Source organism: Petrotoga sp. DB-2, assembly GCF_054051725.1.
This window is the reverse complement of sequence record NZ_JBSVZD010000004.1, coordinates 52279-78078: the sequence shown is the minus strand read 5'-3', so window position 1 is coordinate 78078 and position 25800 is coordinate 52279. Positions and strand designations below refer to the sequence as shown.

23 protein-coding genes and 1 pseudogene are annotated in these 25800 nt (G+C 33.9%); 3 read left to right on the top strand and 21 right to left on the bottom strand.

Annotation, left to right across the window (positions count from 1 at the left end; all coding sequences use genetic code 11):
- Nucleotides 1-31: 31 nt before the first annotated feature.
- The 11 genes and pseudogenes from ACW9JY_RS02870 to ACW9JY_RS02820 all read right to left on the bottom strand — a co-directional run bounded on the left by ACW9JY_RS02870 (nt 32) and on the right by ACW9JY_RS02820 (nt 11028).
- Nucleotides 32-529 carry a winged helix-turn-helix transcriptional regulator gene (locus ACW9JY_RS02870; RefSeq protein ID WP_457283315.1) on the bottom strand — a complete coding sequence of 166 codons (498 nt, stop codon included), beginning with the start codon at nt 527-529 and terminating at the stop codon, nt 32-34.
- A 67-nt stretch (nt 530-596) separates the two neighbouring features.
- Nucleotides 597-1508, bottom strand: a pseudogene (gene wecB, locus ACW9JY_RS02865) (non-hydrolyzing UDP-N-acetylglucosamine 2-epimerase); the annotation flags it as partial.
- 84 nt (nt 1509-1592) lie between these two features.
- Nucleotides 1593-2495: a glycosyltransferase family 2 protein gene (locus ACW9JY_RS02860; RefSeq protein ID WP_457283314.1), complete on the bottom strand. Its 903-nt coding sequence runs from the start codon at nt 2493-2495 to the stop codon at nt 1593-1595.
- The gene (locus ACW9JY_RS02855; RefSeq protein ID WP_457283313.1) at nt 2492-3430 is read right to left on the bottom strand and encodes a GDP-L-fucose synthase family protein; all 939 of its coding nucleotides are present in this window, start codon (nt 3428-3430) and stop codon (nt 2492-2494) included. The genes ACW9JY_RS02860 and ACW9JY_RS02855 overlap by 4 nt, the downstream gene beginning before the upstream one ends.
- Nucleotides 3431-3445: 15 nt before the next feature.
- Nucleotides 3446-4054: a hypothetical protein gene (locus ACW9JY_RS02850; RefSeq protein WP_457283312.1), complete on the bottom strand. Its 609-nt coding sequence runs from the start codon at nt 4052-4054 to the stop codon at nt 3446-3448.
- An 846-nt stretch (nt 4055-4900) separates the two neighbouring features.
- Nucleotides 4901-5836, bottom strand: coding sequence for a GDP-L-fucose synthase (gene fcl, locus ACW9JY_RS02845; protein ID WP_457283311.1), 936 nt, complete (start codon nt 5834-5836; stop codon nt 4901-4903).
- A gap of 26 nt (nt 5837-5862) precedes the next feature.
- Complete coding sequence (gene gmd / locus ACW9JY_RS02840) at nt 5863-6984, bottom strand: GDP-mannose 4,6-dehydratase (RefSeq protein ID WP_457283310.1); 1122 nt, start codon at nt 6982-6984, stop codon at nt 5863-5865.
- Nucleotides 6981-8102, bottom strand: a complete 1122-nt coding sequence (locus ACW9JY_RS02835) for a glycosyltransferase family 4 protein (protein WP_457283309.1) — start codon at nt 8100-8102, stop codon at nt 6981-6983. The genes gmd and ACW9JY_RS02835 overlap by 4 nt, the downstream gene beginning before the upstream one ends.
- A gap of 68 nt (nt 8103-8170) precedes the next feature.
- The gene (locus tag ACW9JY_RS02830) at nt 8171-9490 is read right to left on the bottom strand and encodes an exopolysaccharide biosynthesis polyprenyl glycosylphosphotransferase (protein WP_457283308.1); all 1320 of its coding nucleotides are present in this window, start codon (nt 9488-9490) and stop codon (nt 8171-8173) included.
- A 323-nt stretch (nt 9491-9813) separates the two neighbouring features.
- Entirely contained in the window at nt 9814-10401 is a 588-nt protein-coding gene (locus tag ACW9JY_RS02825) for an outer membrane beta-barrel protein (RefSeq protein ID WP_457283307.1), read from the bottom strand.
- Between the two features lie 93 nt (nt 10402-10494).
- On the bottom strand, nt 10495-11028 hold the full coding sequence (locus ACW9JY_RS02820; RefSeq protein WP_457283306.1) for a hypothetical protein: 534 nt from the start codon (nt 11026-11028) through the stop codon (nt 10495-10497).
- Nucleotides 11029-11163: 135 nt separating this feature from the next.
- On the opposite strand from ACW9JY_RS02820, the gene ACW9JY_RS02815 reads away from it, so the two are divergent.
- Together ACW9JY_RS02815 and ACW9JY_RS02810 are read left to right on the top strand one after the other, a co-directional pair.
- A complete protein-coding gene (locus tag ACW9JY_RS02815) occupies nt 11164-12768 on the top strand; it encodes a gamma-glutamyltransferase family protein (protein ID WP_457283305.1) in 1605 nt (534 codons plus the stop codon).
- A gap of 77 nt (nt 12769-12845) precedes the next feature.
- The gene (locus ACW9JY_RS02810; protein WP_457283304.1) at nt 12846-14048 is read left to right on the top strand and encodes an MFS transporter; all 1203 of its coding nucleotides are present in this window, start codon (nt 12846-12848) and stop codon (nt 14046-14048) included.
- Here the strand turns inward: ACW9JY_RS02810 and ACW9JY_RS02805 are convergent.
- From ACW9JY_RS02805 to ACW9JY_RS02785, 5 genes are all read right to left on the bottom strand, one after another.
- A complete protein-coding gene (locus ACW9JY_RS02805) occupies nt 14043-14984 on the bottom strand; it encodes a ribokinase (protein WP_457283303.1) in 942 nt (313 codons plus the stop codon). The genes ACW9JY_RS02810 and ACW9JY_RS02805 overlap by 6 nt on opposite strands.
- A gap of 200 nt (nt 14985-15184) precedes the next feature.
- Complete coding sequence (locus tag ACW9JY_RS02800; RefSeq protein WP_457283357.1) at nt 15185-15373, bottom strand: transposase; 189 nt, start codon at nt 15371-15373, stop codon at nt 15185-15187.
- A gap of 213 nt (nt 15374-15586) precedes the next feature.
- Entirely contained in the window at nt 15587-17095 is a 1509-nt protein-coding gene (locus ACW9JY_RS02795) for an IS1634 family transposase (RefSeq protein WP_457283356.1), read from the bottom strand.
- A 141-nt stretch (nt 17096-17236) separates the two neighbouring features.
- A complete protein-coding gene (locus ACW9JY_RS02790) occupies nt 17237-17443 on the bottom strand; it encodes a transposase (protein ID WP_457283355.1) in 207 nt (68 codons plus the stop codon).
- Nucleotides 17444-17463: 20 nt separating this feature from the next.
- Nucleotides 17464-17601, bottom strand: a complete 138-nt coding sequence (locus ACW9JY_RS02785; protein ID WP_457283302.1) for a hypothetical protein — start codon at nt 17599-17601, stop codon at nt 17464-17466.
- Nucleotides 17602-17772: 171 nt separating this feature from the next.
- Here ACW9JY_RS02785 and ACW9JY_RS02780 point away from each other — a divergent pair, with 171 nt between their 5' ends.
- On the top strand, nt 17773-18072 hold the full coding sequence (locus ACW9JY_RS02780) for a hypothetical protein (RefSeq protein ID WP_457283301.1): 300 nt from the start codon (nt 17773-17775) through the stop codon (nt 18070-18072).
- A 245-nt stretch (nt 18073-18317) separates the two neighbouring features.
- On the opposite strand, the gene ACW9JY_RS02775 is transcribed toward ACW9JY_RS02780, so the two are convergent.
- From ACW9JY_RS02775 to ACW9JY_RS02755, 5 genes are all read right to left on the bottom strand, one after another.
- Nucleotides 18318-21008 carry a family 78 glycoside hydrolase catalytic domain gene (locus tag ACW9JY_RS02775; RefSeq protein WP_457283300.1) on the bottom strand — a complete coding sequence of 897 codons (2691 nt, stop codon included), beginning with the start codon at nt 21006-21008 and terminating at the stop codon, nt 18318-18320.
- Between the two features lie 442 nt (nt 21009-21450).
- Entirely contained in the window at nt 21451-21909 is a 459-nt protein-coding gene (locus tag ACW9JY_RS02770) for a reverse transcriptase domain-containing protein (RefSeq protein ID WP_457283354.1), read from the bottom strand.
- A 106-nt stretch (nt 21910-22015) separates the two neighbouring features.
- Nucleotides 22016-23035: a reverse transcriptase domain-containing protein gene (locus ACW9JY_RS02765; protein ID WP_457283299.1), complete on the bottom strand. Its 1020-nt coding sequence runs from the start codon at nt 23033-23035 to the stop codon at nt 22016-22018.
- 17 nt (nt 23036-23052) lie between these two features.
- Entirely contained in the window at nt 23053-23202 is a 150-nt protein-coding gene (locus ACW9JY_RS02760; RefSeq protein ID WP_457283298.1) for a hypothetical protein, read from the bottom strand.
- Between the two features lie 380 nt (nt 23203-23582).
- Complete coding sequence (locus ACW9JY_RS02755; protein WP_457283297.1) at nt 23583-25577, bottom strand: beta-galactosidase trimerization domain-containing protein; 1995 nt, start codon at nt 25575-25577, stop codon at nt 23583-23585.
- Nucleotides 25578-25800: the final 223 nt, after the last annotated feature.

The following is a 25800-nucleotide window of genomic DNA, read 5'->3' as shown; positions in this document are numbered from 1 at the left end:
CCAAATGTAATTACGATTTAAATATTGAAAATTAGGAAAGCATCAAAAACTCACACTTCAAACCTTCAAGTTTTTCATTATCCTCAACATTCCAGTATAATACAACATTTGTACTTTCTATTTTTTCAATATCGTTTTCTGTTATGTATTTAACTCTCAACTCTTTCAATATTCCTTCTATTATTTCCTTAATCTCTTTATCTTTCCCAAATAGAACGTAAGTTCTATTTCCTCCATATGTTTGTACTATTCTTTCTATGTTTTGTTTTATCAACAACGTTCTTCTATAATATATCTTCATGTACTCTATTGTCTTTTTACTCTTTTCTTCGAATCCTTCGGGCGTTAATATGTACCTGAAACTCTTGCCATTCAACCTTTCTAATTTAACAAACCCTTTTTTGATGAACTTTTTTAAAAGTCTATTCACCATTCCCAAGGACAACCCTGTTTTTTCTGAAAGGCCTCTTTGAGTTATATTAGAATTCTTTTCTAATTCTTCTAAAATGAGTATCTCATTATCTTGCATAATATTCGACTCCTTTGTTCAATTTTTGAACAATATAAAAAGATTATAGCAACTATTTTGGTATTTGTCAAATGGATAGTAATTTTACTAACTTTTCCCCTGTGTTTCCGTCTCCATATATATTTTCTACATTTGAAGATATTTCGTTGCTCATTATATAATCCATCTTATTTTTGATTTCATCAGGTTCACTTAGTACATTCCAACCTGCTTGTGTTAACTCTCTCCAACCTGTATCTGGCATAACAACTATTGCTCTTTTCCCTGCAAAGTATGCTTCTTTTTGCAACCCTCCACTGTCTGTTATTACAAGAAGGCTCTTTTGTACCAATCCCATCATACTTAAATAATCAAGAGGTTCTATCAGTAAGATATCTTTTGTGTATTCATTAAGTTTGAATTCATCTATTCTCTTTTTGGTTCTTGGATGTATGGGAAAAACAACCTTTATTTCTTTTGTTATTTTGTCTAACTCTTTCAAAATACTCTCTAGTTTTTCTTTACTGTCTGTGTTGAAATCCCTATGAATCGTAGTGACTATGTATTTATTTTCTTCTAAACTCAATTCGTCGATAATATCTTCTTTGAAATATGGCTTCATCTTTAAAAAGAGATCGTACATTATATCTCCTGTGAAATACACTCCTTCAGTGATACCTTCTTTTTTTAAGTTATTTACAGCTAGTTCAGAAGGGCAAAATAAGTATTTTGATATATGGTCCGTTAATACTCTATTTATCTCTTCAGGCATGTCTTTTGGTTCTTGCCTTATCCCTGCTTCCACGTGTGCAATAGGGATCTTTAATTTTGCTCCAACTATTGATCCTGCTAATGTAGTATTTGTGTCCCCATACACTAATATAATATCCGGATGTTCTTTTAATACAACCTTTTCAAATTCTATCATTGTTTTAGCCGTCATTTGGGCATGCGTTGCTGAACCTACTCCTAAATTGTAATCAGCTTTTCTTATATTTATTTAAAACTTTAAAGAACACTGCACTTACTAAAAGATATAAAATATAAAAAAACTAATAAATTGATAAATAAAAAATCCATATAATCATCGTTTAAGTAAATACCAAACTCTTAAAATAAAGGGATAAAGTTTAGTAAATTTTTTTAATAGTATAATTTTAATTTTCATTAAATTTGTAATGTTTTTCGATTTTAAAATCTTAATTATAGATATTTTTTTTTCTGACAGTAAGATAAAATATTCTCTTGTTGAGGAAAATCTTGATATATTAAAATCAAAACTAAATCGCTCCAAATTATTTAATAATCCTTTTAACATTTCGCAATTTCGACTATATAGATATTCGATCTTTTCTTTGCTCATATTATAAACTCCATATGTTTGATCATCATTTTGTCTATAGAAATAAAGTTCTCCTTCGATTTTCATTATTTTTGAATATCTTTTTATCATATTAGAAATCCAAACATCTTCAAAAATTAATTCTATAGGAATAGGAAATATTTTTTTTGCAACACTTCTAGGAATTATCCAATTACCTGATCCTATACTTTTTAAATTATAAATACTTTCTTCAAAAGATGAATTTAAAAAATCTGCAGTTGTTTTTATTATAAATTTTTTATTTAAGTTTTCATCAGTAACTATTACATCATGACAATAAGTAGTATTCGTATCCAATTCTATATCTTTAAAATCTTTTCCTAATACATCATCTCCACCGATAAGTTTTATAAAATTTCCTGTAGATTTACTAAAAGCTAAATTTAAAGCGTTCAATTTCCCATTACCTTTATTATTATATAAATAAATGTTATTATTATCAGATTCATTTATAAATTTTAATATTTTATCTACAGTATTATCAGTGGAATGATCATTTACTACTATAATTTCATAATCAATAACATATTTTTTTATAGAATTTAAACATTCATAAATAAATTTTTCTTCATTTTTAACAGGTATTAAAAAAGAAATTTTCAACGTTTTCTCCCCCAATTCTCCTTAAACCACTGGTATGTAAGTTCTAACCCTTTTCTCAATTCTATCTTATGTCTCCACCCAGTATTGTGTAACCTTGTTACATCTAAGAGTTTCCTTGGTGTTCCATCGGGTTTGTTTGTGTCGAATCTTATTTCTCCTTCGTATCCCACAATTTCTTTTACCAATTGTGCAAGTTCTTTTATCGTTAAATCTTTCCCTGTTCCTATGTTTACTGGATCATTTCCATCGTAGTTGTTCATTAGATGTAATACACCATCTGCCAAATCGTCTACATGCAGGAACTCCCTTCTTGGATTTCCTGTTCCCCATACCTCAACGTAGGGCTTGCTGTTTATTTTTGCTTCATGGAATTTTCTCAGTATCGCTGCTAATGCATGGGATGTTTCTAAATCAAAGTTGTCGTTTGGGCCATACAAATTTGTTGGCATTACGCTTATGAAGTTAGTCCTGTATTGTTTATTGAAGTATTGGCACATTTTTAATCCTGCTATTTTTGCTATTGCATACGCCTCGTTTGTTGGCTCTAAAGGTCCTGTGAGTAGGTATTCTTCCTTTATTGGTTGTGGACATAGTTTTGGATATATACATGAACTTCCAAGAAAGAGTAATTTCTTTACTCCATAGTCATATGATGCTTTGATTACATTGCTTTCTATCATTATGTTGATGTAAGCAAAATCTGCTGGATATGTGTCGTTTGCTTTTATTCCTCCAACCTTTGCTGCAGCTAAAAATACATATTCAGGTCTTTCTTTTTGAAAGAACTCTTGTGTTTGTTGCTGGTTTGTTAAGTCTAATTCTTTGTGTGTTCTTGTTATTATATTTGTATATCCTTCATTTTTCAACTTTCTGTATATGGCTGAGCCTACTAGCCCTGTGTGTCCAGCTAAGTATATCTTACTGTCTTTGTTCATTAAAAAGAACCCCTTTCAAATATTTTCTACTCTTTTATCCATTCGTTTCTTTGATTTTCTTTCAAGGCAAGGTTTAGATCGTTTTCTACCATTATTTTTACAAGTTCTTTGAATTTCACTTTCGGAATATTTCATTTTATCCTCTAACTTTTCAATATTAATTAAGATAAAAACATAAAACAAAAAAGGTATTAAACTTCTGCTTACCAATGCAAATTCTGTAATTAGGTTGCTTATAAAGTATAAAAAAAGGAGTACAGAAAATAAATAATAAATTTTTTTTCTTCTAAAAGAGTTTACATTTTTTCTCCAATAATATAAAAACAACAGAAAAAAAATTAATAAAGATATTAATCCACCTGTTGCAATGATCTGCGAATGTATTCCATCATACCATATACCTTGCTTAGAAAACAAACCAACACCGAATAAATAAATTGAATTAGAAGCTTCTTGTACCGCTGTTTGAAATTTTGTTACTCTTCCAAGAACGCTTTCATCCACAGAAAAAGAAAGAGTTCTTGTTATAAGAAGACTTGTATCACCAGAAATATTTAAAAATAAAATAAATGAAATTATAAACACTGCCCCAAAATATAGTAATTCTTTAGATAAATATCTCATATTTTTAAAATTTAAGATAATTATTGCGGGTAAACTTAATAATATTAGCAGCAAACCATTTCTTGAGCCCGTTAGAAAAATGGACGGGAAAATTAAAATTAATTCGATTAATCTAATAATTTTAGGAAATTTGAAAAAATTTCTAGTTAAATGGAAAAAAATAAAACTCAAGGATAAATAATTAGAGTATAAGTGAGCGTCACTATATTGGTAATCGTTAGAGAAAGGGAAAGAAGGTCTCAATGAACCAGCTAATAGTTTATTTGATACCAAATAAATATAAATAAATACCCATATCATTAAGATATAATAAACAGCATACCATAAATTGTATATTATTTTTAATTGTTTTTTATCTGGTTTTATGGTAAACAATGAATTCTTAAATGCGTAAATGAAAAAGAATTTATATAAAAATCCTAAACCATTTTTTAAATCGAATGAGTTTGTCACCTGTAACCCTAAAAAAGAATTAAAAAAAATCAGAACGAAAATAGTTATCCAAAAAAATAATTCAGTAATGTCCAATTTCCATTTCTTCAAAGTAAAAATAATCAAAATAATGGATAATATATCAATAGGCCTAAAAAAATCCATTAATATGGCATAATTTATAGGATAAAAAAGAATAATACAAACAATTAATAGAAAGTAAAGTTTATTAGAATTTTTTCCTCTTGAATCGTATGAAATAATTTATCATCACCTTCTAACTTCTAAAAGTTTATTATCTTTAATATCTGAGTCATTCCTTCACAATTTTCCCTTAGCTAAATCCAAACAAGAGGAAGGCATATAACTTCTTGCATATTTGAAAAAATTCGCTTTTTTTAGTGGAGGATGAACTCAAATTTTTCCCCAATTCTCCTTAAACCACTGATATGTAAGTTCTAACCCTTCTTTCAATTCTATCTTATGTCTCCATCCAGTGTTATGCAATCTTGTTACATCTAAGAACTTTCTTGGAGTTCCATCGGGTTTGGTTGTGTCGAATCTTATTTCTCCTTCGTATCCCACAATTTCTTTTACCAATTGTGCAAGTTCTTTTATCGTTAAGTCTTTTCCTGTTCCTATGTTTATTGGTTCATTTCCATCGTAGTTGTTCATAAGGTGTAATACAGCATCTGCCAAATCGTCTACATAGAGGAACTCTCTTCTTGGATTCCCAGTTCCCCATACCTCAACGTATGGTTTGTTGCTGATTTTTGCTTCATGGAATTTTCTTAGTATCGCTGCTAATGCGTGGGATGTTTCCAAATTAAAGTTGTCGTTTGGGCCATATAAATTTGTTGGCATTACGCTTATGAAGTTAGTTCCGTATTGTTTGTTGAAGTAGTGGCACATTTTTAATCCCGCTATCTTTGCTATTGCATACGCCTCGTTTGTTGGCTCTAGAGGTCCTGTGAGTAGATATTCTTCCTTTATTGGTTGTGGGCATAGTTTTGGATATATACATGAACTTCCTAGAAAGAGTAATTTCTTTACCCCATAGTCATATGATGCTTTGATTACATTGCTTTCTATCATTATGTTGATGTAAGCAAAATCTGCTGGATATGTGTCGTTTGCTTTTATTCCTCCAACCTTTGCTGCTGCTAAAAATACATACTCTGGCCTTTCTTTTTGAAAGAACTCTTGTGTTTGTTGTTGTTTTGTTAAGTCTAACTCTTTGTGTGTTCTTGTTATTATATTCGTGTATCCTTCATTTTTCAACTTTCTGTATATAGCTGAGCCTACTAGCCCTGTGTGTCCAGCTAAGTATATCTTACTGTCTTTGTTCATTAAAAAGAACTCCTTTCAAATATTTTCTATTCTTTTATCCATTCGTTTCTTTGATTTTCTTTCAATGCAAGGTTTAGATCGTTTTCTACCATTATTTTTACAAGTTCTTTGAATTTCACTTGTGGTTCCCACTTTAGTTTTTCTCTTGCCTTTGTTGGGTCACCAACTAACAAATTAACTTCAGTAGGTCTAAAATATACTGGATCGACTTCTATTATTGTATCCCCTACTTTTAGTGGTATTTTGATACCACCAAGCACTTGTTCGAGTTTTTCTCTGTTTAAACTGTCTACTATTCCTTTTTCATTGATTCCTTCACCTTTCCATCTTATGCTAACTCCTAAGTTATTAAAGGTTTCTTCACAGAATTCTCTTACACTGTATGTTTCTCCAGTGGCTATGACATAGTCATCTGGTTCATCTTGCTGAAGCATCAACCACATGGCTTTTATGTAATCAGGTGCATAACCCCAATCCCTTTTGGCTGACAAATTTCCTAAGTATAACTTTTGTTGTCTTCCAACAAGAATTCTTGTTGCTGCCCTTGTAATTTTCCTTGTGACGAAGGTTTCTCCTCTTCTTGGTGATTCGTGGTTAAAAAGTATTCCGTTAGAAGCGTGTAATCCATATGCTTCCCTGTAATTTATGGTTATCCAATAGGCGTATAATTTTGCTGCAGCATATGGGCTTCTTGGATAAAAAGGTGTTTTCTCTGTTTGTGGTATTTCTTGCACTTCTCCATATAGTTCAGATGTGCTTGCTTGATAGAATTTTGTCTTTTTTTCCAAACCTAATAGTTTAATAGCTTCAAGAATCTTTAGTGTACCTAAAGCTACCGTTTCCGCCGTGTATTCTGGCGATTCAAAAGAGACCTTAACGTGGCTTTGTGCAGCTAAATTGTATACTTCATCGGGTTCAACTTCTTTCATGATTCTTATCAAATTTGTGGAATCAGTTGAATCTCCATAGTATAGTATTAATCTTCTATTTTTTTCATGGGGATCCTGGTATATTTTATCTATTCTTTTAGTGTTGAAAGAAGAGGATCTTCTTATTATCCCATGAACTGTATATCCTTTTTCAAGCAGATATTCTGCTAAATAGCTTCCGTCTTGTCCAGTTATTCCTGTGATAAGTGCGGTTTTCATTTGGGTTCCTCCAGTTCTTTGAATAATTTTTCGTATTTTTCTAAAGATAAGATTCTACGTAAGTTTTCATAGTAATATTTCTTAGCATTTTTTTCTAACTCTTGTAAGTAATTTTTATTATCTGATAAATATTTTATTAATTCGTAAAGTTTCTCATAATCTCCATTACTTATATTAAACCCCAACTGCCCTTTCCTTATGTGTTCAGAAATAGTGTCATTTCCAGAATTAATATAAATAACGGGTTTTCCTGCAGCAACTATCCCATAAAATTTACTTGGCACAATAATTCCCTCAAGTTCTTTAGACCCTATTACCAAACATACATCTGCTGAAGATATAACTTCTGGTAATTTTTCTTTTTCAACATAAGATTTAAAGTGCACAAATTCATATTTGCCAACTTTACTTTTTAATAAATTATAGTTGTATCCTCCACCTACAAATTCAAAAAAAACACCATGTGCTTCATCATTATTTAGCTTTTCTATGCATTTTAAGATAGTTTCATGTTCATGCCCTCTTCCCATATTTCCTGAATAGAGAATGTTGAAATGATTGTTATCTTTTAGAACCTTCTCATTTTTATATTCTTCTATTTCTTTTAGAGCCCAATTTTCAATTATGGTCAATTTATTTTCGTTAACTTTGTATTCTTCCTTTAATGTCCTTTCCATACAACTCCCTATTACCACGATTATATCAGCACCATTAATTATTTTTTGAGAAATCTTCTTTGAGATAATGTAGAAAAATTTATTTTTATTTTTTTTATCCATTCTTTCTAAAATATCGGGATATAAATCTTGTATATTATAAACAAGTTTATATTTTTTAATGTTTTTAAGCATTACAGGAATAAAACTAATTAACGGGGGTGATGATAAAGTTAGAACTATACTATTTTTTTCTGTTTTAAACAATAAAAACCAAAATAATTTCCAGTAAAAAGTAAGGTATGAAAACAATTTTGTCTTTATATTTACTCCATCTTTGCTATTTTTTAATCGATGGACTACAACGTTATTTATTAATTCTTTTTTTTGTAGTTTTTTACTTCCATTAGTACCTGTTATTATCTCTATACTGTGGTTTCTTTCTGCTAAATATTCAGCCAACTCTTTTAATAATTGGCCGGTAGCCGCAAAAAAAGGGGAATAATACTGATTGATAATGTATACCTTTTTCACCTTGTCCCCCTCATTCCTAACATTGTTTCAACTGTTTTAAGCATTATTTTAATGTCCAGAAGGATATTCTGGTTTTTTATGTAATACAGATCGTACTCTGTTTTTTTTATGTAGTCTTCGAGGGTTGATGTGTGTTTGTAGTGTATCTGTGCCCAGCCTGTTATTCCTGGGTTTAGTTTAAGTCTGTAATTGTAGAAAGAAATTTGGTTTGACATAATGTTATGAAACTCCAGCATTTCTGGCCTGGGACCCACAATAGACATATCCCCTTTTATTATATTCCAAAATTGGGGTAGTTCGTCGAGTCTTAACTTTCTTAGTATTTTTCCACTTTTTAAGACACGTTTTTCTATATCTTTGTTTGGATCGTTTGGGTCTATTTCTGCTTCTTTTAAAGATCTAAATTTGTTGATAATGAATATTTGCTCGTCTTTTCCCATTCTTTTTTGTTTGTAAATAATGGGTTTGCCGTCTTCGATTAGTATAGCTAAGCTTATTATTAACATAAATGGAGAGAATAATATTAAAAGTATAGTTCCAAAGAATTTGTCAATTATCTTTTGTGATGGAGATGGTTGAACGTTTTGAAACACCACCTCGTAATATTCTTTGAATTTTTGAGCTACTTCTATTGGTATACGTTTTAGGTGTTCTTCTACCATGTTCGGCAAGTATTGAATCTCTAAGCCTTCTGCTTTGTAGTTTTGTATCTGTGGCTTTACCCTTTCTTCTAATTCTGGGTCTGTTATTACTATGCCGTGGAGCGTTTGGGTTAATGTGTTTTGTGCGTTTTGTTTTATTATTTCATCGAGAGTTACTGGGTTTGGGTTTATGTATTGGGTGAACTTTATTTTATTGAGCGTTTTTTCTGAGATTTCTTCCATTATGTGGCCTATTTCTTCTTTTCTGCCTATTACAAGGTAGTTTTTTACAGGCATGTGTTTTTCGTAGATATTGTATTCTATTTTGTGTATTATTGGCAAGAGGGTTATTGTGTACAATAGGTTGGTAAGGAAAAAGTATCTGTTGAAGTACTTACTTAGGAAGAAGTAGATAATTAGTATAACAATGAAACTCACAAGAGTTCCAACAGTGGTTTTTATTAAAGATTCTGTGTAACTTTTCATCGTTTCTGTGTCGTATGTTCTGAAGGAGTATATCCCAAGGTATATTATGAGAGATGAGATTGTTGAGATGGTTAATGGTAGGTTCAATATGAAGGCGTTCATAATGAATATGAGCGTTATGTCTATTAAGTGAACCGCTGCTTTTTGCATCTTCGAGTCAAACCCCCAGTTCTGTTTTTCAAGATTCATTATAGCATTATCTTAACGATTAAATATTAAACAAATATTAAAAATTGTTTTATTCTGGTACATTGCTTATGTTCAATATATCAAATGTCTTTTCAATAAGGATTTTATTATTATTATTATTATTATTATTATAATATATTTTTATGGAAAAAGGAATACTTTATTGTATTTTATTTCACGGTGTTTTTATTATAATTTATGGATACACTTACTAAAATTGTAAACGTGCACCGGTGGCGGAACGATCTTACCATTCCACATATTGGGTACAAATAAAAAACCTCCTGCACGGAGGTTTTTAGTTTTCTATGTTTACTTTTAAATTAGAATTGTATGCCTGCGTAAACTTTGAATTTTGGTCTTAACTGGAACTCGCTTTTATAAACATCTTCGTAGTCATCAGCTAATGTTGGCTTTTCAAATAAAACATCTGCACCTACGTTCATGTCGAGGTTTTGAACTGCAAAGCTTGCTCCAGCTCCACCACCGAAACCCAAACTGCTTGCTACAACCTTATCGTCACCTAATCCGAAGGAATAGTTAAACAAGCCTTGTACATACATTCCGAATGGTAAGTCTGGCAAAAAAGCATTTAAGCTCTGTCTGTAACCAGCGTTGACTCCTAAGCTCATTTGAGCTATCTCATCTGTAGGTGTGACATCGTTATTAACAAATTCTGCTGGAAAATAATAATCAAAAGAACCGCCGACTAACAACGCTCCACCTTCTACACCTAATCCATCATACAGGTAATTTGCGCCGACACTAATCCCTTGCATCGTTACATCTGTCACCCCAGTTACATCAGTAGCCACTAACGATGTATTCACATAACCACCTGTAACTTCAAACGCAGCGAAACTAAATACAGCCAACATACCTACCAACAACGTTGCGAAAACCTTTTTCATCTTTGTTCCCTCCTCTCTGAGATTTTGTAGAAATTATGACAATAAAAACTAACTAATATCCTGTTTTCATTGTATCATACTTAATTTTTATTTCTATGAAAAAATAAATACATTTTGTTGAATTTCGATGAAATCTGGCGTACTTTGTTTTAAAAGATTAAGAGAAACTATGTAATCTAACCTACTGTTATTTTGAGCAAACTTGTTTACCAAATCATTTTTATAAGAGTAATCGTTTTTATAATTTTTATTTTTGACGTTTGGATCTGATTTGATAAATTTGTCAGAAAGATTTTTGGATCGGTTATGGGATGTACTTGCCATCGAATTAAAAGTCGAACTGTAATCTTGGTTATAGTTTAAATCATTCAATTCTTTAATTTTTATAGTGTAATCATCAGTAGAAGCTAAATGATAAACCCCTATGGTAACCTTGGGTTTTTCATTTTGATCCACTTCCATCTCGCCAATCAATTCCATTAAATTGAGATTACCGTGTGTAGAAGAAACTAAAGACAAATTATCCAAATCGGTAAATCTACTGTAAGACGTATTACTTGCAAAAGATGAAAAAACAAACAATAGAAAAATTAATAATATGCTAGTGAATTTTGTAGCTTTTATCATAATTACGTCACCTCCTGAAATAACCCATTGTACTATTTATGAAAACTTATATCTACGCCCCTTTAATTTATTCGATTTCAATGATATAATAGATTACATTCCTTAAAATTAGATTAAAAGAAGGGAGTAATTCGAATGTTTGATCCATTAAAATTTGTTTATCCATCAAAAAGGATCCCTATTTATGCAAAAAACGGGATGGTGGCAACAACAAATCCATTAGCTTCTGAGATAGGTATCGAAATTTTAAAAAAAGGTGGGAACGCGATTGATGCAGCTGTTGCAGTGGCAGCAAGTTTGACGGTTTTGGAACCGACTTCCAATGGTATAGGTAGCGATGCCTTCGCTATACTTTACAAAGACGGTAAACTATATGGATTGAATTCCAGTGGATACTCTCCAAAAAATCTTACCTTAGAAATAATGAAAGAAAAAGGGTTTGAAAAAATACCTCCGTATGGTTGGGAATCGGTAACTGTTCCTGGCGCTCCAGCTGCTTGGGCAACTTTGTCTGATAGATTTGGTGTTCTTCCTTTTGAAAGATTGTTAGAACCATCCATCAAATATGCAAGTGAAGGTTTTCCCGTTCCTCCCGTGACGGCAAAGTCATGGCAGAACGCTTTTAAAAGGTATAAAAAAGAGTTGAAGGGAGAAATTTTTAAATCCTGGTTTGAAGTATTTGCCCCAAATGGAAACGCACCTGATATTGGAGAAATTTGGAAATCTACTCATCATGCAAAGACATTGGAATCGATTGCCCAGACAAAGGCAAAAAGTTTTTATTTCGGAGAACTGGCCCAGAAGATAGTCAGTTTTTCAAAAAAGACAGGAGGTTATTTTTGCCAAGAAGATTTAGAAAGTTTTGAACCTATATGGGTAGAACCACTTAGTGTAAATTACAGAGGATTCGACGTATGGGAATTACCACCAAATGGGCAGGGTATAATTGTTTTGATGGCTTTGAACATACTAAAAGGCTTTGAAATGAGATGTAAAGAAGATCCAGAAAGTTACCACAAACAAATAGAAGCTCTAAAGTTAGCTTTTAGCGATGGTTTAAAATATATTACGGATATAGAAGAGATGAAAATATCAGTAGAATCGCTTTTATCAGAAGAATATGCAAACCAACGAAGGAATCTTATTGGTGAATATGCACTATTACCAAAAGCAGGAGATCCCTATTCTGGAGGAACGGTTTACTTTGCAACTGCGGATAAAGATGGAAATATGGTCTCTTTCATTCAAAGTAACTATATGGGATTTGGTTCTGGAATAGTGGTTCCGAATACAGGGATAAGTCTTCAAAATCGAGGAACGAGCTTTTCTCTGAATGAAGAGGATCACAACTGTTTAAAACCATTAAAAAGGCCATACCATACCATTATACCCGGCTTTATAACAAAAGAGAACAAAGCGATAGGACCTTTTGGAGTTATGGGAGGGTACATGCAACCACAAGGCCATTTACAATTCCTTAATAATTTTATCGATTTTCATTTAAATCCTCAGGCAGCCTTGGATGCTCCAAGATGGCAATGGGTGAAAGGCAAGGAAATTATGGTAGAAAAAGAATTTCCAAAGTATATCCTTGAGTCTTTAATAGATAAAGGTCATCAAATAGAAGTTTCATTAAATTCCTCTAATTTTGGAAGGGGACAATTTATATATAGAACAAAGGATGGTGTGCTGATAGGGGGAACCGAACCAAGGGCGGATAGTAACATATCTTGCTTTTAAAAGAAATTTAATGCAAATTCCAAAAAGAGTCTAAAAAATGGTGGTACAATATAGTTAGACAAGCTAACTATATTGAGGTGAGTAAACTGACACGAAAAGTTATTAATTTGCTTATTTTTTCGTCCATAAGTAGCTCTTTTTGGGCAATTTATAGGGTTGTTTTTAATTTATTTTTAAGAGATTTGGGGTATACAAATCAGTTCATTGGTCGAATGACCTCTTTTGAAATGCTTGGTGCTGCTATCATTGGGATTTTAGTAGGGATCCTTGGGGATAGAATCGGAAAGAAAAAAATGATCATTATATGTGCCATAGGGTTTGGTATTCTATTGCTGATAAGAAGCACTTTTCCATATAAAAATATTTTATTAATTTTTGGATTCTTGAACGGTGGATTCATGGCCTCTAGAAGATTACTCTTGGATTCATACCTGATGGATGTTACAGATAGTTCAATCCGAGGGGCTGCTTTTGGATACAATTTTGCTATTTTTATGGCTAGCGGTGTTTTAGGGAATTTCGTAGGTGGCTTTATGGGGGAATATTTGGGTTTAAGGTTGACTCTTTACATAACAGGAATATGCTATGCCATATCACCCATATTGTTAAAAAATTTACCCGAAAGCGTTAGAGATAAAAGAATCACCCTTCAAAAAGTTTTAGACTTTTCCCAATACAACAAAGAAGAAAAATACATTTTGAAGTACTATCTTTTAAGAACAGCGGCGATATCCTTTGGAGCGGGATTGTTTGTTAATTTTGGAAATATTATATACAAAGATTTATTCAACATGTCCCCTTCCTTGATAGGTATATCTCTGTCAATTGCACAATTTGGCGCCGCTGCTGGCTCTGCCCTTTCACCAGTACTTGGTAAAAAATTCGGTCCTTTTAAATATACCTTTATTTTAAATGGGTTAGTTATTCCATTGATTATAAGTTTAGGTTTTATCCGAAACCCTTTTATTTTTGTTGGTATTTACGCTTTGAGATTCACTTTTATGAATATGACCAACCCTGTGGAAACATCCTCTGTTTTGAGTGCACTTCCAAAGAATAGAGTCACATCGATATATAGTCTTAGGAACGCTGCCAATTTTTTGACAAGGTCTTTGGCTGCATTCATATTTGGAATCGTAAGTATATTACCCAATGGTTATACTTTCTTGTTTTTAATTAGCTCAGTGTTTTATACAGCTGCACTAATTTTCATGTATAAACTATTCGTTCCTTTAAGAAAAAACGGCGTTTTACATCAGTTGTATAGTAATAATTCATGACAAGCGCTTTAATACTTCTTTCCTTTTAGGGATTGAAGACTGGGCTCCTTTTCTTTCAACAGAAATTGCGGCAGCGGTATTGGCAAAATTAAGGCTTTTCTGTAAATCATTTGTTTTTGAAAAAGCTACCGCTAGAGCACCATTAAAGATGTCTCCTGCTCCGGTGCTATCAACTGGGTTAACTTTTAGGGGCTCAATTTTCTCTAAGTTTTCTTCTTCGTCAATGTATATAACGCCTTTGTCTCCCATCTTTACAATTAAATTTTTTACCTTACTAATTCTTTTAAATTCAAGCATTGATTTATCGAGGTTGTTTTCGTTGAAATCTATCCTTATCTGCCGTGAGGCTGTTTTCCTTTCTCTTTCACAAAGGAACATAAACTCTTTATCGTTGGGAGTTAAAAAATCTATATCTTTTAAACTTTTTATCTTTGTACTTCCAACAGGGGCAGGATCATAAATAATAGTTATTCCTTTTTCTTTTAACTTAGAAATAGCGTACTCAACGCTTTGCAGGGGAATTTCATTCTGTAGTAAGCAAATATCTATTTCATCGCCATATTCATCAAAAAACTTATCTATTTTCTCCTTATCCACCTTATCGTTGGCACCTGAGAAGATAATTATTCTATTCTCGCCATTTTTATCAACCTCTATATAAGCTCTACCTGTTTTTTCATTCTTTTGCGCGTAATAACCTTCTATTTTATACCTTTTAAAGTTTTGAGAAATTTGATTCCCATACTCGTCATCACCGATGCAGCTACAAAAGCAAACAGGCTTTTCAGATAATTTAGCGGCTGCAACGGCTTGATTCGCACCTTTACCACCAAAATAAAAATCTAACGAAAGGGCTTTTTGGGTTTCTCCTGGAAGTGTAAAGTGTTCAACGTTGAATACAATATCCATGTTACTGCTACCAATTACAGCGATCATGAGGTTATCTCTCCTTTGAATAGTTTCAGTAAAATTATAATATATAATATTTTTAAATCGGGGAAAAGTTTTTTACTCGAAAAGAAGTTCTTCTCTATTGAAAATGGTACATTAATTTTAAGAGAAGAACTTTGAATATGAAATACCGTTTTATTATTCTAAAAAATAGAAAGTGGTTCTATCGCGAAAATAGTGGGTAATTAAGCTGGAGTTAAATTAAGTTTACCAAGGGCAATAAAGAAAAACAGAAAACTGGCTCTCACTTTATCAAGTTGGACACTTAATACATTAAGTACATGGAATTTGTCAAATATTATCTTTGCTTTTGGGAAATGTTTTCTTGCTCCAGCTTTGAAAGGTACCGACATATCCTTTGAACCGTATCGTATGCACTGTAATATTTATCGTTTTATTCGAACTTTGCACCTTTTTTGAAATCCACATATATGTTGATTGTATTTCTTCCTGAGTTTGACAGTTACAAAAACGTAAGGATTCTAAAACAGGTATGAATAACTGCAAAAAAGCGTTTTTTGCTTTCTCTGTTTTTCAAAAGTGTCACTACATGCCTTTCTTTTCCTTTGTTTATCGGTGTTTTAGACTTACGTTTTCGCTTTGCTCCTTTCTGATCCTTTAATTTCTTCATTTTGGTCCTGTAGTTTCAGTTTCTCTATGAATTCCTCATATGGGGTTACCACTTTTGGAATTGGTATATTAAGTATCTTAAATATCTTCTGAGCTAAAACATTCATGTTAGTCCTAATGGCAAAATGTTGTTCGTTGGTTTTAATATCTATGTATTCCATGTTTTTAATCGCTTCTCTTATCTTTTCGTGTGAGTATTCTATATTGTTTCTCTCAAGTTCTAATTCAAGTGTTCTCTGCATTATGTAAGATACGAAACTCATCACTATGTGTCCCTTTATCCTTTTCTGTGTCCAATGGAATATCGGTCTTGTTTCAAGGTAGTTCTTTAGTGTTCTGAAGCTTTCTTCCACTTTCCACAAGGTATGGTATTGCTCTAATATCTGTTTTGGATTCAACTGTGTGTTGGTTATTATTCCATAGTATCCGTCATATTTTTCGTCTTTTCTATCTTTTTCTGCCCTTTCCTTTGAATGTATTATGAGTAATCTTTTGCCCTCGTATTCTATTTCTCTGTATTCAATCCCTTTTGATATTTCAGTGAATCCTCCACCGAATATATCCACCTTTTTTAACTGTTTTATCGATTTACCAACTATGAATTCGTAATCGGAATTCTCTACTATTTCCATATTGGTTCTACTCATCATCCCCCTATCACTAACCACTATTACCTTTCCCAACTGATACCTCTTTTTCATCGCCTCTATCGTATCTTTGAACGTATGTCCTTCAAACGTGTTACCTGGATATATATCAAAACTAACCGGCATCCTATCCCTATCTATCGACATCCCTAAAACCACCTGTGATTCGTTGAACTTCTTATCTTTGGAATACCCCATTTGCAGTAACTCGTTCGTTTGTTGTGTCTCAAAGGCTAACGTCGTCACATCGTAAAACACTAAATCTACTACAGAATTGAATAAACTTATCCTTTGACTGTACAGATGTTTCTCTAACTCTTCTTTCTTCTGCGCTAACACATCTAGCGTCCTGTACAGCCATTGTAAGGCTATCCCTTCTTCGTCTGTCTCTGCCTCATCTATTCTTTTGAATCCGTAATAATCTAATTCTTTGAATATTCCCAACTTGCTTTTCGGTTCTATTATTCTGTTCATAACCATTATTTTCAACATATCTTCCACATTGAACCTTATCTTTTTATCCATCTTTTCAAAGAACTTATTCATCTCATACCTTTCAAACAATCTATCCACTATTACCTTTGCCCCATAATTCTTCTTATCAGGTGCTTCCTCGACACTATTCAAATTCACATAACCTTTTATATCGAATATATGTATGAGTTTATCAACAATATTTTCCACTTCTTTTCTACTGATAGTATCGATTCTACCCAAATTAGCGATAATCTTTTGTTTATTCTTACCGTTTTCACGGTAACTTTCTACTATTCTTAAGTATTCTTTCCCTTGATTGTTTTTTACGGTTCTAACATACATCCGAATCATCTCCCGACTTCATAATGTCTTTAATATTATACCACAAAACTATTATGAAGTAAAGAGAATAATATAATTAAAAGAGAAAAAAGTGTCACTACATCAAAAAATTTTTTTCAAAAAAATAGGTGTGTTATCCCCTCAAACCCGCTTTCTTCCGTTCAGTTTACTGAAAAATCGTCTCTCAACTGTCAAACTCAGGAACAGAAAACTGGCTCTCACTTTATCAAGTTGGACACTTAATACATTAAGTACATGGAATTTGTCAAATATTATCTTTGCTTTTGGGAAATGTTTTCTTGCTCCAGCTTTGAAAGGTACCGACATATCCTTTGAACCGTATCGTATGCACTGTAATATTTATCGTTTTATTCGAACTTTGCACCTTTTTTGAAATCCACATATATGTTGATTGTATTTCTTTGTTGTTCTATCTTTTCTATGTACCATGGATTTGTTGTATCTGTTAAAAGAATTTGAGAAGCTCTTTTCTCATCTAGTATCACTCCTTATCTGTTTTGTGCTTTCTTACATGAAACCAAATTATTTTAACTTTTGTTCATATTTCATTTTTTCAACCCACACTTTTTGGAAGAGAACTATATTATACTTTTACTTCCTCACTATATAATTTATTTGATATCATATTTTTATTATTTTGTAAGGAGGTCATTCAATTGTCATTATACGGTAACTCTTTTCAACTGTACTTCGATTTCCTCTACTCTGACTATATGAAAGAACATTCTGAATTTAGATATCTCCTCGATTTAATCGATATGATCGATTGGTCCGTTGTCCCAGATTTCAGTAATAAGATGGGCAGAACAGGGTACTCCCGTCAGGCTTTACTTAAGGATATCTTCATTCAGAAGGTCAAGGGTTTTACAGTAAGGGAGTTGATTCACTTCCTTAAGAGTAACCCTTTTTCAACATCCCTATCTTCACCATTGTTTCCCCTGCTTATGCTCTTTTAATTCACAAAATAGGTAGAGACGCTTCACTATCTTCTTCTAAGACACTTATGTATGAATAAGCTTCTTAGCTTGTTTATTTAGAAGATCTAAAATCTTTTCAACATTTCCCAAATAAACGGTTATTAATAAGTGAGCTCCTTTCATGCGTATTTTTTTCCAAAAAATTCTTCAATTCTAACTACTTTTCGATTTTTTTAAAAATTATCTCGATTTTCAAATAAAATATTGAATAATTATCCAATATTTTATTTCTTTTCTAATTCAAAGTAATATTGACCACTACCTAAATTTAAGATTATATTTTCTTCATTATACTCTTTTAGTTTAATATCATTTCTTTCTTTAAAATCTTTAATTTGTTCGTTGTCGAACAATAATTCTCTTTCTTCTTTCAAGTTAAATTCATTCCATAATTTGGGGATAAATACATCAGCTTCCGTTCCAAAAGGTATTACTACTGAGAGTTTAAATAAATTTTCTCCCTTTTCCCATGAAACCTGAAATTCGCCTATTATTGTTTTAATTTTAGCTGAGGCAAATCTTTCTTCTCCAACTAAATGTGGTTTGATTCTAGCTTTTTTCCAGCCATCTTTGTCTAAAGATATTCCAGCCAAATATTTGTAAAAAAAGGTATCTACAGAGCCTAACATAATTTGATTTTGAGAGTTCATTCCTCCAGCTTCTAACTTTTCCCACCTCTCCCAAATGGTTGTTGCGCCTTCTTTAATCATGTATCCCCAACTTGGATAACTTTCTTGGGTAGCTATTCTAAATGCGAGGTCTGAGTATCTATTCTCACTTAGTACATCGAATAAATACCTTGTTCCCACTATTCCTGTATCTAGGTGAGAATCCTGATGCTCTACAATATTGTTTATCAATTTCTCTAAAATAAATTCTTTTTTATCATTCGGAACCATGTTATAGTATAAAGGAAGAATTTGAGATGTTTGAGAAATTAATAGATCTACCGGTCCAAACATTCTACTTTCGTAACCATAATCTTTAAGAAAGTAGTCATTAAAAGATTTTTTAATGTTTTCAGATAATTCAAAGTAATGTTGAGCATCTTTTTCTTTTCCTAAAACCTCAGCAATTTTTGAAAAGAGGTAAACGTCATTGTAGTAGTACCATGTTGAAGTAAACTCTACAGGGGTCTTTTTAGGAGATGTAGCTCCTGGAGGGCACCAATCACCAAATCTGCCCAATTTTTTTAACAAATTGTTTTCGCTACTCTTATGTAAAAACTCTACGTACTTTTTCATAGATTCGTAGTGATCTGACAATACTTTTTCATTTTTATAGTATTTATATAAGTACCAAGCTATCGTTGTGTAAGCTGTCCCCCATGCTGGATCAGCTGGATAATAAATTTTTAGATGGGCAGGTACAACGTCAGAAATTGAGCCATCCTCTTTTTGTGATAATTTTATCTCCTGAAGATAATTTTCATAAAAAAGACTCATATCAAAATTGTATATTGCTTCTTCCGCAGATAATTGTGCATCTCCCATCCATCCAAATCTTTCGTCTCGCTGGCAGCAATCTGTGGGAATACTATGTAGGTTACTCAATTGTCCCCACAATATATTTTTATGGATTTTATTTATAAGTTCATTTGAACAATAAAAGTCACCAACCTTTTCTACATCTGAATGAACAAAACGACCTTCTATATTTTCTATTGTAGGAGCAAATGGGAATCCGCTTACCTCCACATATCTAAAACCATGGTAAGTGAATCGTGGTTCGTAGCTTTCTTTACCTTCTCCTTTTAGGATATACGTATCTGTAGCTTCAGCTTTACGCAATGTATTAGTTTTTAAAGAGCCATCTTCATTTACTAGTTCGCTATGTCTTAGTTTTAATTGGGTACCTTTGGGGCCAGATACATTAATTTTTACCCAACCTGTAAAGTTCTGACCAAAATCATATACGAATACACCTGGTTTTAGGGTGTACATTTTTATGGGTTTGAGAATTTTTGTAACCCTAATTGGTGGCATATTTTGGTATCTCAAATTTGGGCCTTCTGTAACTTCTACGTCTTCCCAATTTGAAGCATCAAAATGGTAAGTGCACCAGCCTGGCATTTCTAATGTTCCGTCGTATTTTTCGCCGTAATATATTCCATTTTCCTGCAACGGTCCATGAGATGAACCCCAACTTTCGTCACTTAATATATATTCTTTTTCTCCGTTTACGTATTCGAGCAATATTTGAATTATAAGTTTTGGTTTCGAATATCCAAATTGTTCTAAATGTCTTCCGTTACCTAAAATCACTCCTACACAATTCTGCTCTGTAATAAAAGAAGTAATATTGTAAACATTAAACAAAGCTTCTTTGGAATATTCTGATTGTCCAGGATCAAGAACATTATTTCCTACTTTTCCCCCATTTAGATAAAGTTCGTAGAATCCTAGCCCACTAATATATGCTCTAGCACTCTGTACCTCATTTTTAATTTCAAATGTTTTTCTAAAATATGCAGCATGGTAATGTTTAAATTTTTCTGTTGCGCTAAAATCACCCGCAGAATAGAAGTTTTTTAAATCTTTTTTTGTAATCCATTTTGCTTTCCAATCACTTTTACTCAAAGGTCCAGTTTCAAAAAAAGATGTTTTACTCCAAGTGCTTTCCTCTCCTTTTTCATCCCATATTTTAACTTTCCAATAATACCTTTTGAAGCTTTCCAATTCTTTACCGCTATAGTAGCAGTAATTATCTTCACTTTCGATTTTATGAGTATCCCAGATATTTCCTTCATCTTGTTCAATGAGCTGTTGAGATGATGATATTAAAACTCGATAGGCACTTTGTTTTTTTCTTTTTTCACTGGTTTCAACTATCCACGACAGCCTGGGCCTTGTATCTTTTAAAGCTAACGGATTTGTAGAATAATTAACTTTTGTACTTGCAATATAAAAATTCATTTTTTAACCTCCCCGTATAATATGTATTTACTGTCTTTAGAAATTCTAAAACATGCATTGTAACTAACTTTTAATACCTTCAATATTGTACTTTTACCTCCTCACTATATAATTTATTCGATACCACATCTTTATTATCTCGTAAGGAGGTCATTCGCTTGTCATTGTCGAGTAGAGCAGTTGCGTAGTGGCCTTAGGTTCTCCTTGGCTGTATCCACCGTTTCCAGTTTCGTGCCCGTTTAGGTTTACCTTAACCCTATTTCCACTGCCCCCTCACAGAACCGTACGTGCGGATTTCCCGCATACGGCTCTTCAGTAGCGCATCACTGTCTTCAGGATAGAGTGTAAGTTAAGTGATACATCTTTGGTACAGGCAAAGAATTAAAGTGGAGAAACTGCTGAAATTGTTCCCAGTTGTAACTCCTCTTCTGACTGCGTCTGTTTATCTACTTAAAGCCAATCTTACGGTTTGTTTGTGGAACGCCCGTATCTCTGGCATGTTTCCGCTTATCCCATAGTAGCGAAAATGTCCTATTAACTTCAGTTTTAACACTTTCCACCATTCTTTCAACTCTACTTGATTACGGACATCCTTTAACCACTGGTTCATTTCCTTTATTCCTTGTCTAAACTTTGCTTTTGATGTCTTCCGCCCCAACTTAAAATAGCCTCTTCTTGTCTTTATACAGTAATGGGTAAAACCAAGAAAATCAAAGGTCGCTAACTTCTTACCTTTCTTTCGTGCCCAGTAGTATGGATAACGACCAAAGCAAATTATTCGGCTTTTCTCTTTCGATATTCTCAGCCCAACTTTGTTTAGCCGTTCCCTCAACTCTTTTCCAAATGCTCTTGCATCATCAACCCTTTGAAAGCAGGCAACAAAGTCATCAGCATACCGGATAAGCTGAGAAAACCCTTTACTCTGTCTTTTTTACTACCTTCTCAAACCAGAGGTCTAAACTGAAGTGAGGATAAATATTAGCCAGAAGGAGTCTTAACACCCCACCTTACGGTGTGCACTTGTCTATTTGGTAATATTTGCCTTCTTCCATTACCCCTGACTTTAAGAAACGCCCTATCAACCTTAAAATGCTTGAGTCAGCTATCCGCATCCGCAGAAACTTCATCAACCATTTGTGGTTTACGTTATCGAAGAATTTCTCGCTGTCCATATCCACTATATAGTTGACGGGCTTAGTCATTACCGCCTTGTCCAGAATATCCAGAGCTTGATGACAGCTTCTTTTAGGACGAAAGCCATAAGATACATCAAGAAAGTCAACCTCAAAGATTACCTCAAGGATTTTCTTCAACGCCATCTGGACTAACTTATCTTCCACGGTGGGAATGCCCAGCGGTCTTTTTCCTCCCCTGGACTTTGGGATATAAACCCTCCTTACAGGCTGAGGTTTATAACGTTTTGCCCTTAACTTCTCCACTAACTCCTTAAGGTTCTTCTCTAAGGTGACTTCGTACTCCTTAACTGTTACCCCATCTACTCCTGGAGCTTTATCGTTCTTAAGCTCCTCGAAGCACTCTTTGAGAAAGTCCACGGTGAGCAGATGAGCTAATGACGTAAATCTCATCTGTGGATTTTCCCGAGCTAAAGCAGTTAGGGACGAGAGTTTTGTTGACTTCCTTTGTCCGCCTCTGTGTGCGGAGGAAGTGTCCCTTTCGTCCCAAGGCACTGCTGCCAACGCCTTCCCTCCACCCCCATTACGGGGCTTCTTAGGTACTATGCATTGGTCCGACTCCCACAACGTCATCTGGATAACCTTGCCGTCTATAGGCTTGGCAGTCCATACCTTTTCACCAGGAACGTTGCGGGTCTCCCGAGTTTCCAGCTTGTCCCTTTGATACCGTGCCACGGCCTCAGACCCCGTCGGAGTCTTACTGCCTCGCTTATCGCCAGTAAGACTGCTGTCTTCCACCCCATACACAGCGTCGACCTCCGACATAATGAGTATTTCGGGGCTCAATACCTTCACTTGCGTTGTAGCCCGGTACCTTGTTCCCTCTAGCTTCATAGGTTCGTTACCTCCCGCTATGCAGAGTTCACTACTGAGGTGGTTGCTAACCTTTCCTCAGACCAGACTTTCACTGGTTGGACACTCTGAGCTTTGCTCGGCACACATACGGTAACTCTTTTCAACTGTACTTCGATTTCCTCTACTCTGACTATATGAAAGAACATTCTGAATTTAGATATCTCCTCGATTTAATCGATTGGTCCGTTGTCCCAGATTTCAGCAATAAGATGGGCAGAACAGGGTACTCCCGTCAGGCTTTACTTAAGGCTATCTTCGTTCAGAAAGTTAAGGGATTTACAGTAAGGGAGTTGATTCACTTCCTTAAGAGTAACCCTTCCTTAACGTCCCTATCTCTACCGTGTTTTCCTTTGCTTGCCACCATGATAAGAATTATGCGTGGTCCTTTTGGGAAAGGTTTTAAATATTTGGATCTTAGCGGATTTAACTTCTTAGCTGATCTGGCATATGATTCAAGTGATCTTTACTATTAGAAACCTCTTGTTAATTATTGCTTTTACCTATTTTTGAAATGAATATATTACTATTAATCCATCTGTAAAGCTACCATTTGATGCCCTTTTATCTCAGGAACAGTGAACTCAACCCTACCTTTTTTTACTTCAAAAGCTATATTTTGCCCCTGAGGTACACAAGTAATGGTTTTCACCTCACTGTTCATTCTTATAGACAGCTTTACATTATATAGAGGTATAACATCTTCGATTATGTCTATGCCATCGCTGCGTCTTTCAGGTATATAATGTAAAAGATGTAATACTAACCGGTTGTGCTCAACTTGCTCATTTATTGTAACTATCATGGTGCTAGGTCCGCTATGGCGCACAATAGGTTCGGGAAGTATCATGTCTATGGCGTTCAGAAAAAGTTGTTTGCACCAATGTGGAGCATTTTGTGCATATTGTGCGAAGATTGGGTGCATGAAGTATATTGCACGACCGTGTTTCAAAATGCCAGGATATCCTATTCTCCCCGATGATGGAGTATGCCGGTGCGAACAAAAATGTCTCCACGTTCGATTGAAATACGGTATTGCCGTTTCGGCTAATACTTCTGTACCTTCTGTCGCTTCTACTTTCAATCCCCTCATATACATGACATGTTCAGTTTGAGGCAATCCTTTACCAATATCGCCTTGTGGTATTATAAAATCTGGGCTATAAGGTGCTTGTCCTTTTAGTTTGACACCTAAAAGCGGCAGATCAAATGCATCTTTGCTCTCACTGAGACCTGATTCAAATGATGTTATAATAGCTCCGCTTTCCGTTATGTATTTGTCCAATTTAGATGCAAATTCGTTGGATACAGGTATGATATCAGGCAACACCAATACTTTATATTTTGATAATTCCGTCTGCGAATCGATTATATCAAACTGATGTCCCGCTTCCTGGAGCATGCGCGTCACACCCATAATGGATGGCGTAAGAAGAGTATCATTTGCTCCTGAGAACTCTTCCGGAGTAAATACACCTATGTCGGTTATAGCTTTAGCTCCTATACACCAAGCTTCCTTTGCTTCTACTTGAGAATAGACAGAACCTATTAGGTCATAAACCGGTTGCGACAGTCTTCCATTTGGTTCCAGCTGATCACCTATGCTACATTTGGCATTTAAAGCTAGCATATGAAAACATTCAAATTCCAAAGCCGCTTTGTTTTTAAATGAATGAAAGTCCCCCCAAGAAGTGTGAAATTTGCCTGTCATGCCTAGACAATCTAATCCAAGATTTCTAGCATACCGTACTGCGATGGGAAAATGAAGATAACCCCATCCACCACTTGGCAAACTTTCCAGCTCGAAATGGGTGTACGCGTCCTTCACTGGACGATGTGCTGGACCTACATGGCCTTTGTTGTAAAAGATAGTGCATTCTTTGTTGAACTGTCTTACAAAAGCTGTCATATCGCGCTTGAATTCGTTTATTGTTATCTGACCGTATTTCTCTCTGTCTTCTAAACTGGAAGGATCCATGTGAAGCTCTTCCATTCCCTCTCGACAGTATTTGCAGGCACATGGAGTAGGCTGTACTATATCAAAAAACAAACCATCTACCGAAAATGTCTCCAATATTTCCTGTGTCATTGCTTTTAAAAAATCCCTGTAAGGTGAATTAACGCATAATTTTCTGTAAAAGCCGGGTTCAAATAATTTGTTGCCGAAGGGTTTGCCTTCCCCGTCTAGAGCTAGCCATTCGGGATGCTCTTCCGCGGTATACTGATCCCACTGTACTGTTATGTATATAGGTACACGTATATTATGTCGATGACAAGCTTCTATCTGATCTTTGAGAAGGTTTTTATTCTTTAAATACGGATGCATTCTCTCCGGAAACGCTTTGGAATTATAATAAAGCATACCATGATGGCATCTGGCAAAACATGTTATTGAATTTACATGGGCTTTTTCCAGAGTACTTGCGAACTCTTCAGCATCGAATTCCTCTCCTATACCCTCTATATCTGGATTTGTATGAAAATCTAGATGAATCTGTCTAAAACGGAGATCAACTTTACCCATACAATATCTTCTCCTTTATGATTAATATTATACACTGTGTAGAAATTCTAAAGCATGCATTTCAACCATTTTTTAATACTTTCAATATTACACATTTACTTCCAATTATTATACGGTAAACCCTTTCAACTGTATTTCTTTCATCTCTATTTTTCCTAAAAAATTCTTCAATTCTAATTATTTTTCTATTTTTTTAAAAATTATCTCGATTTTCAAAGAGCTT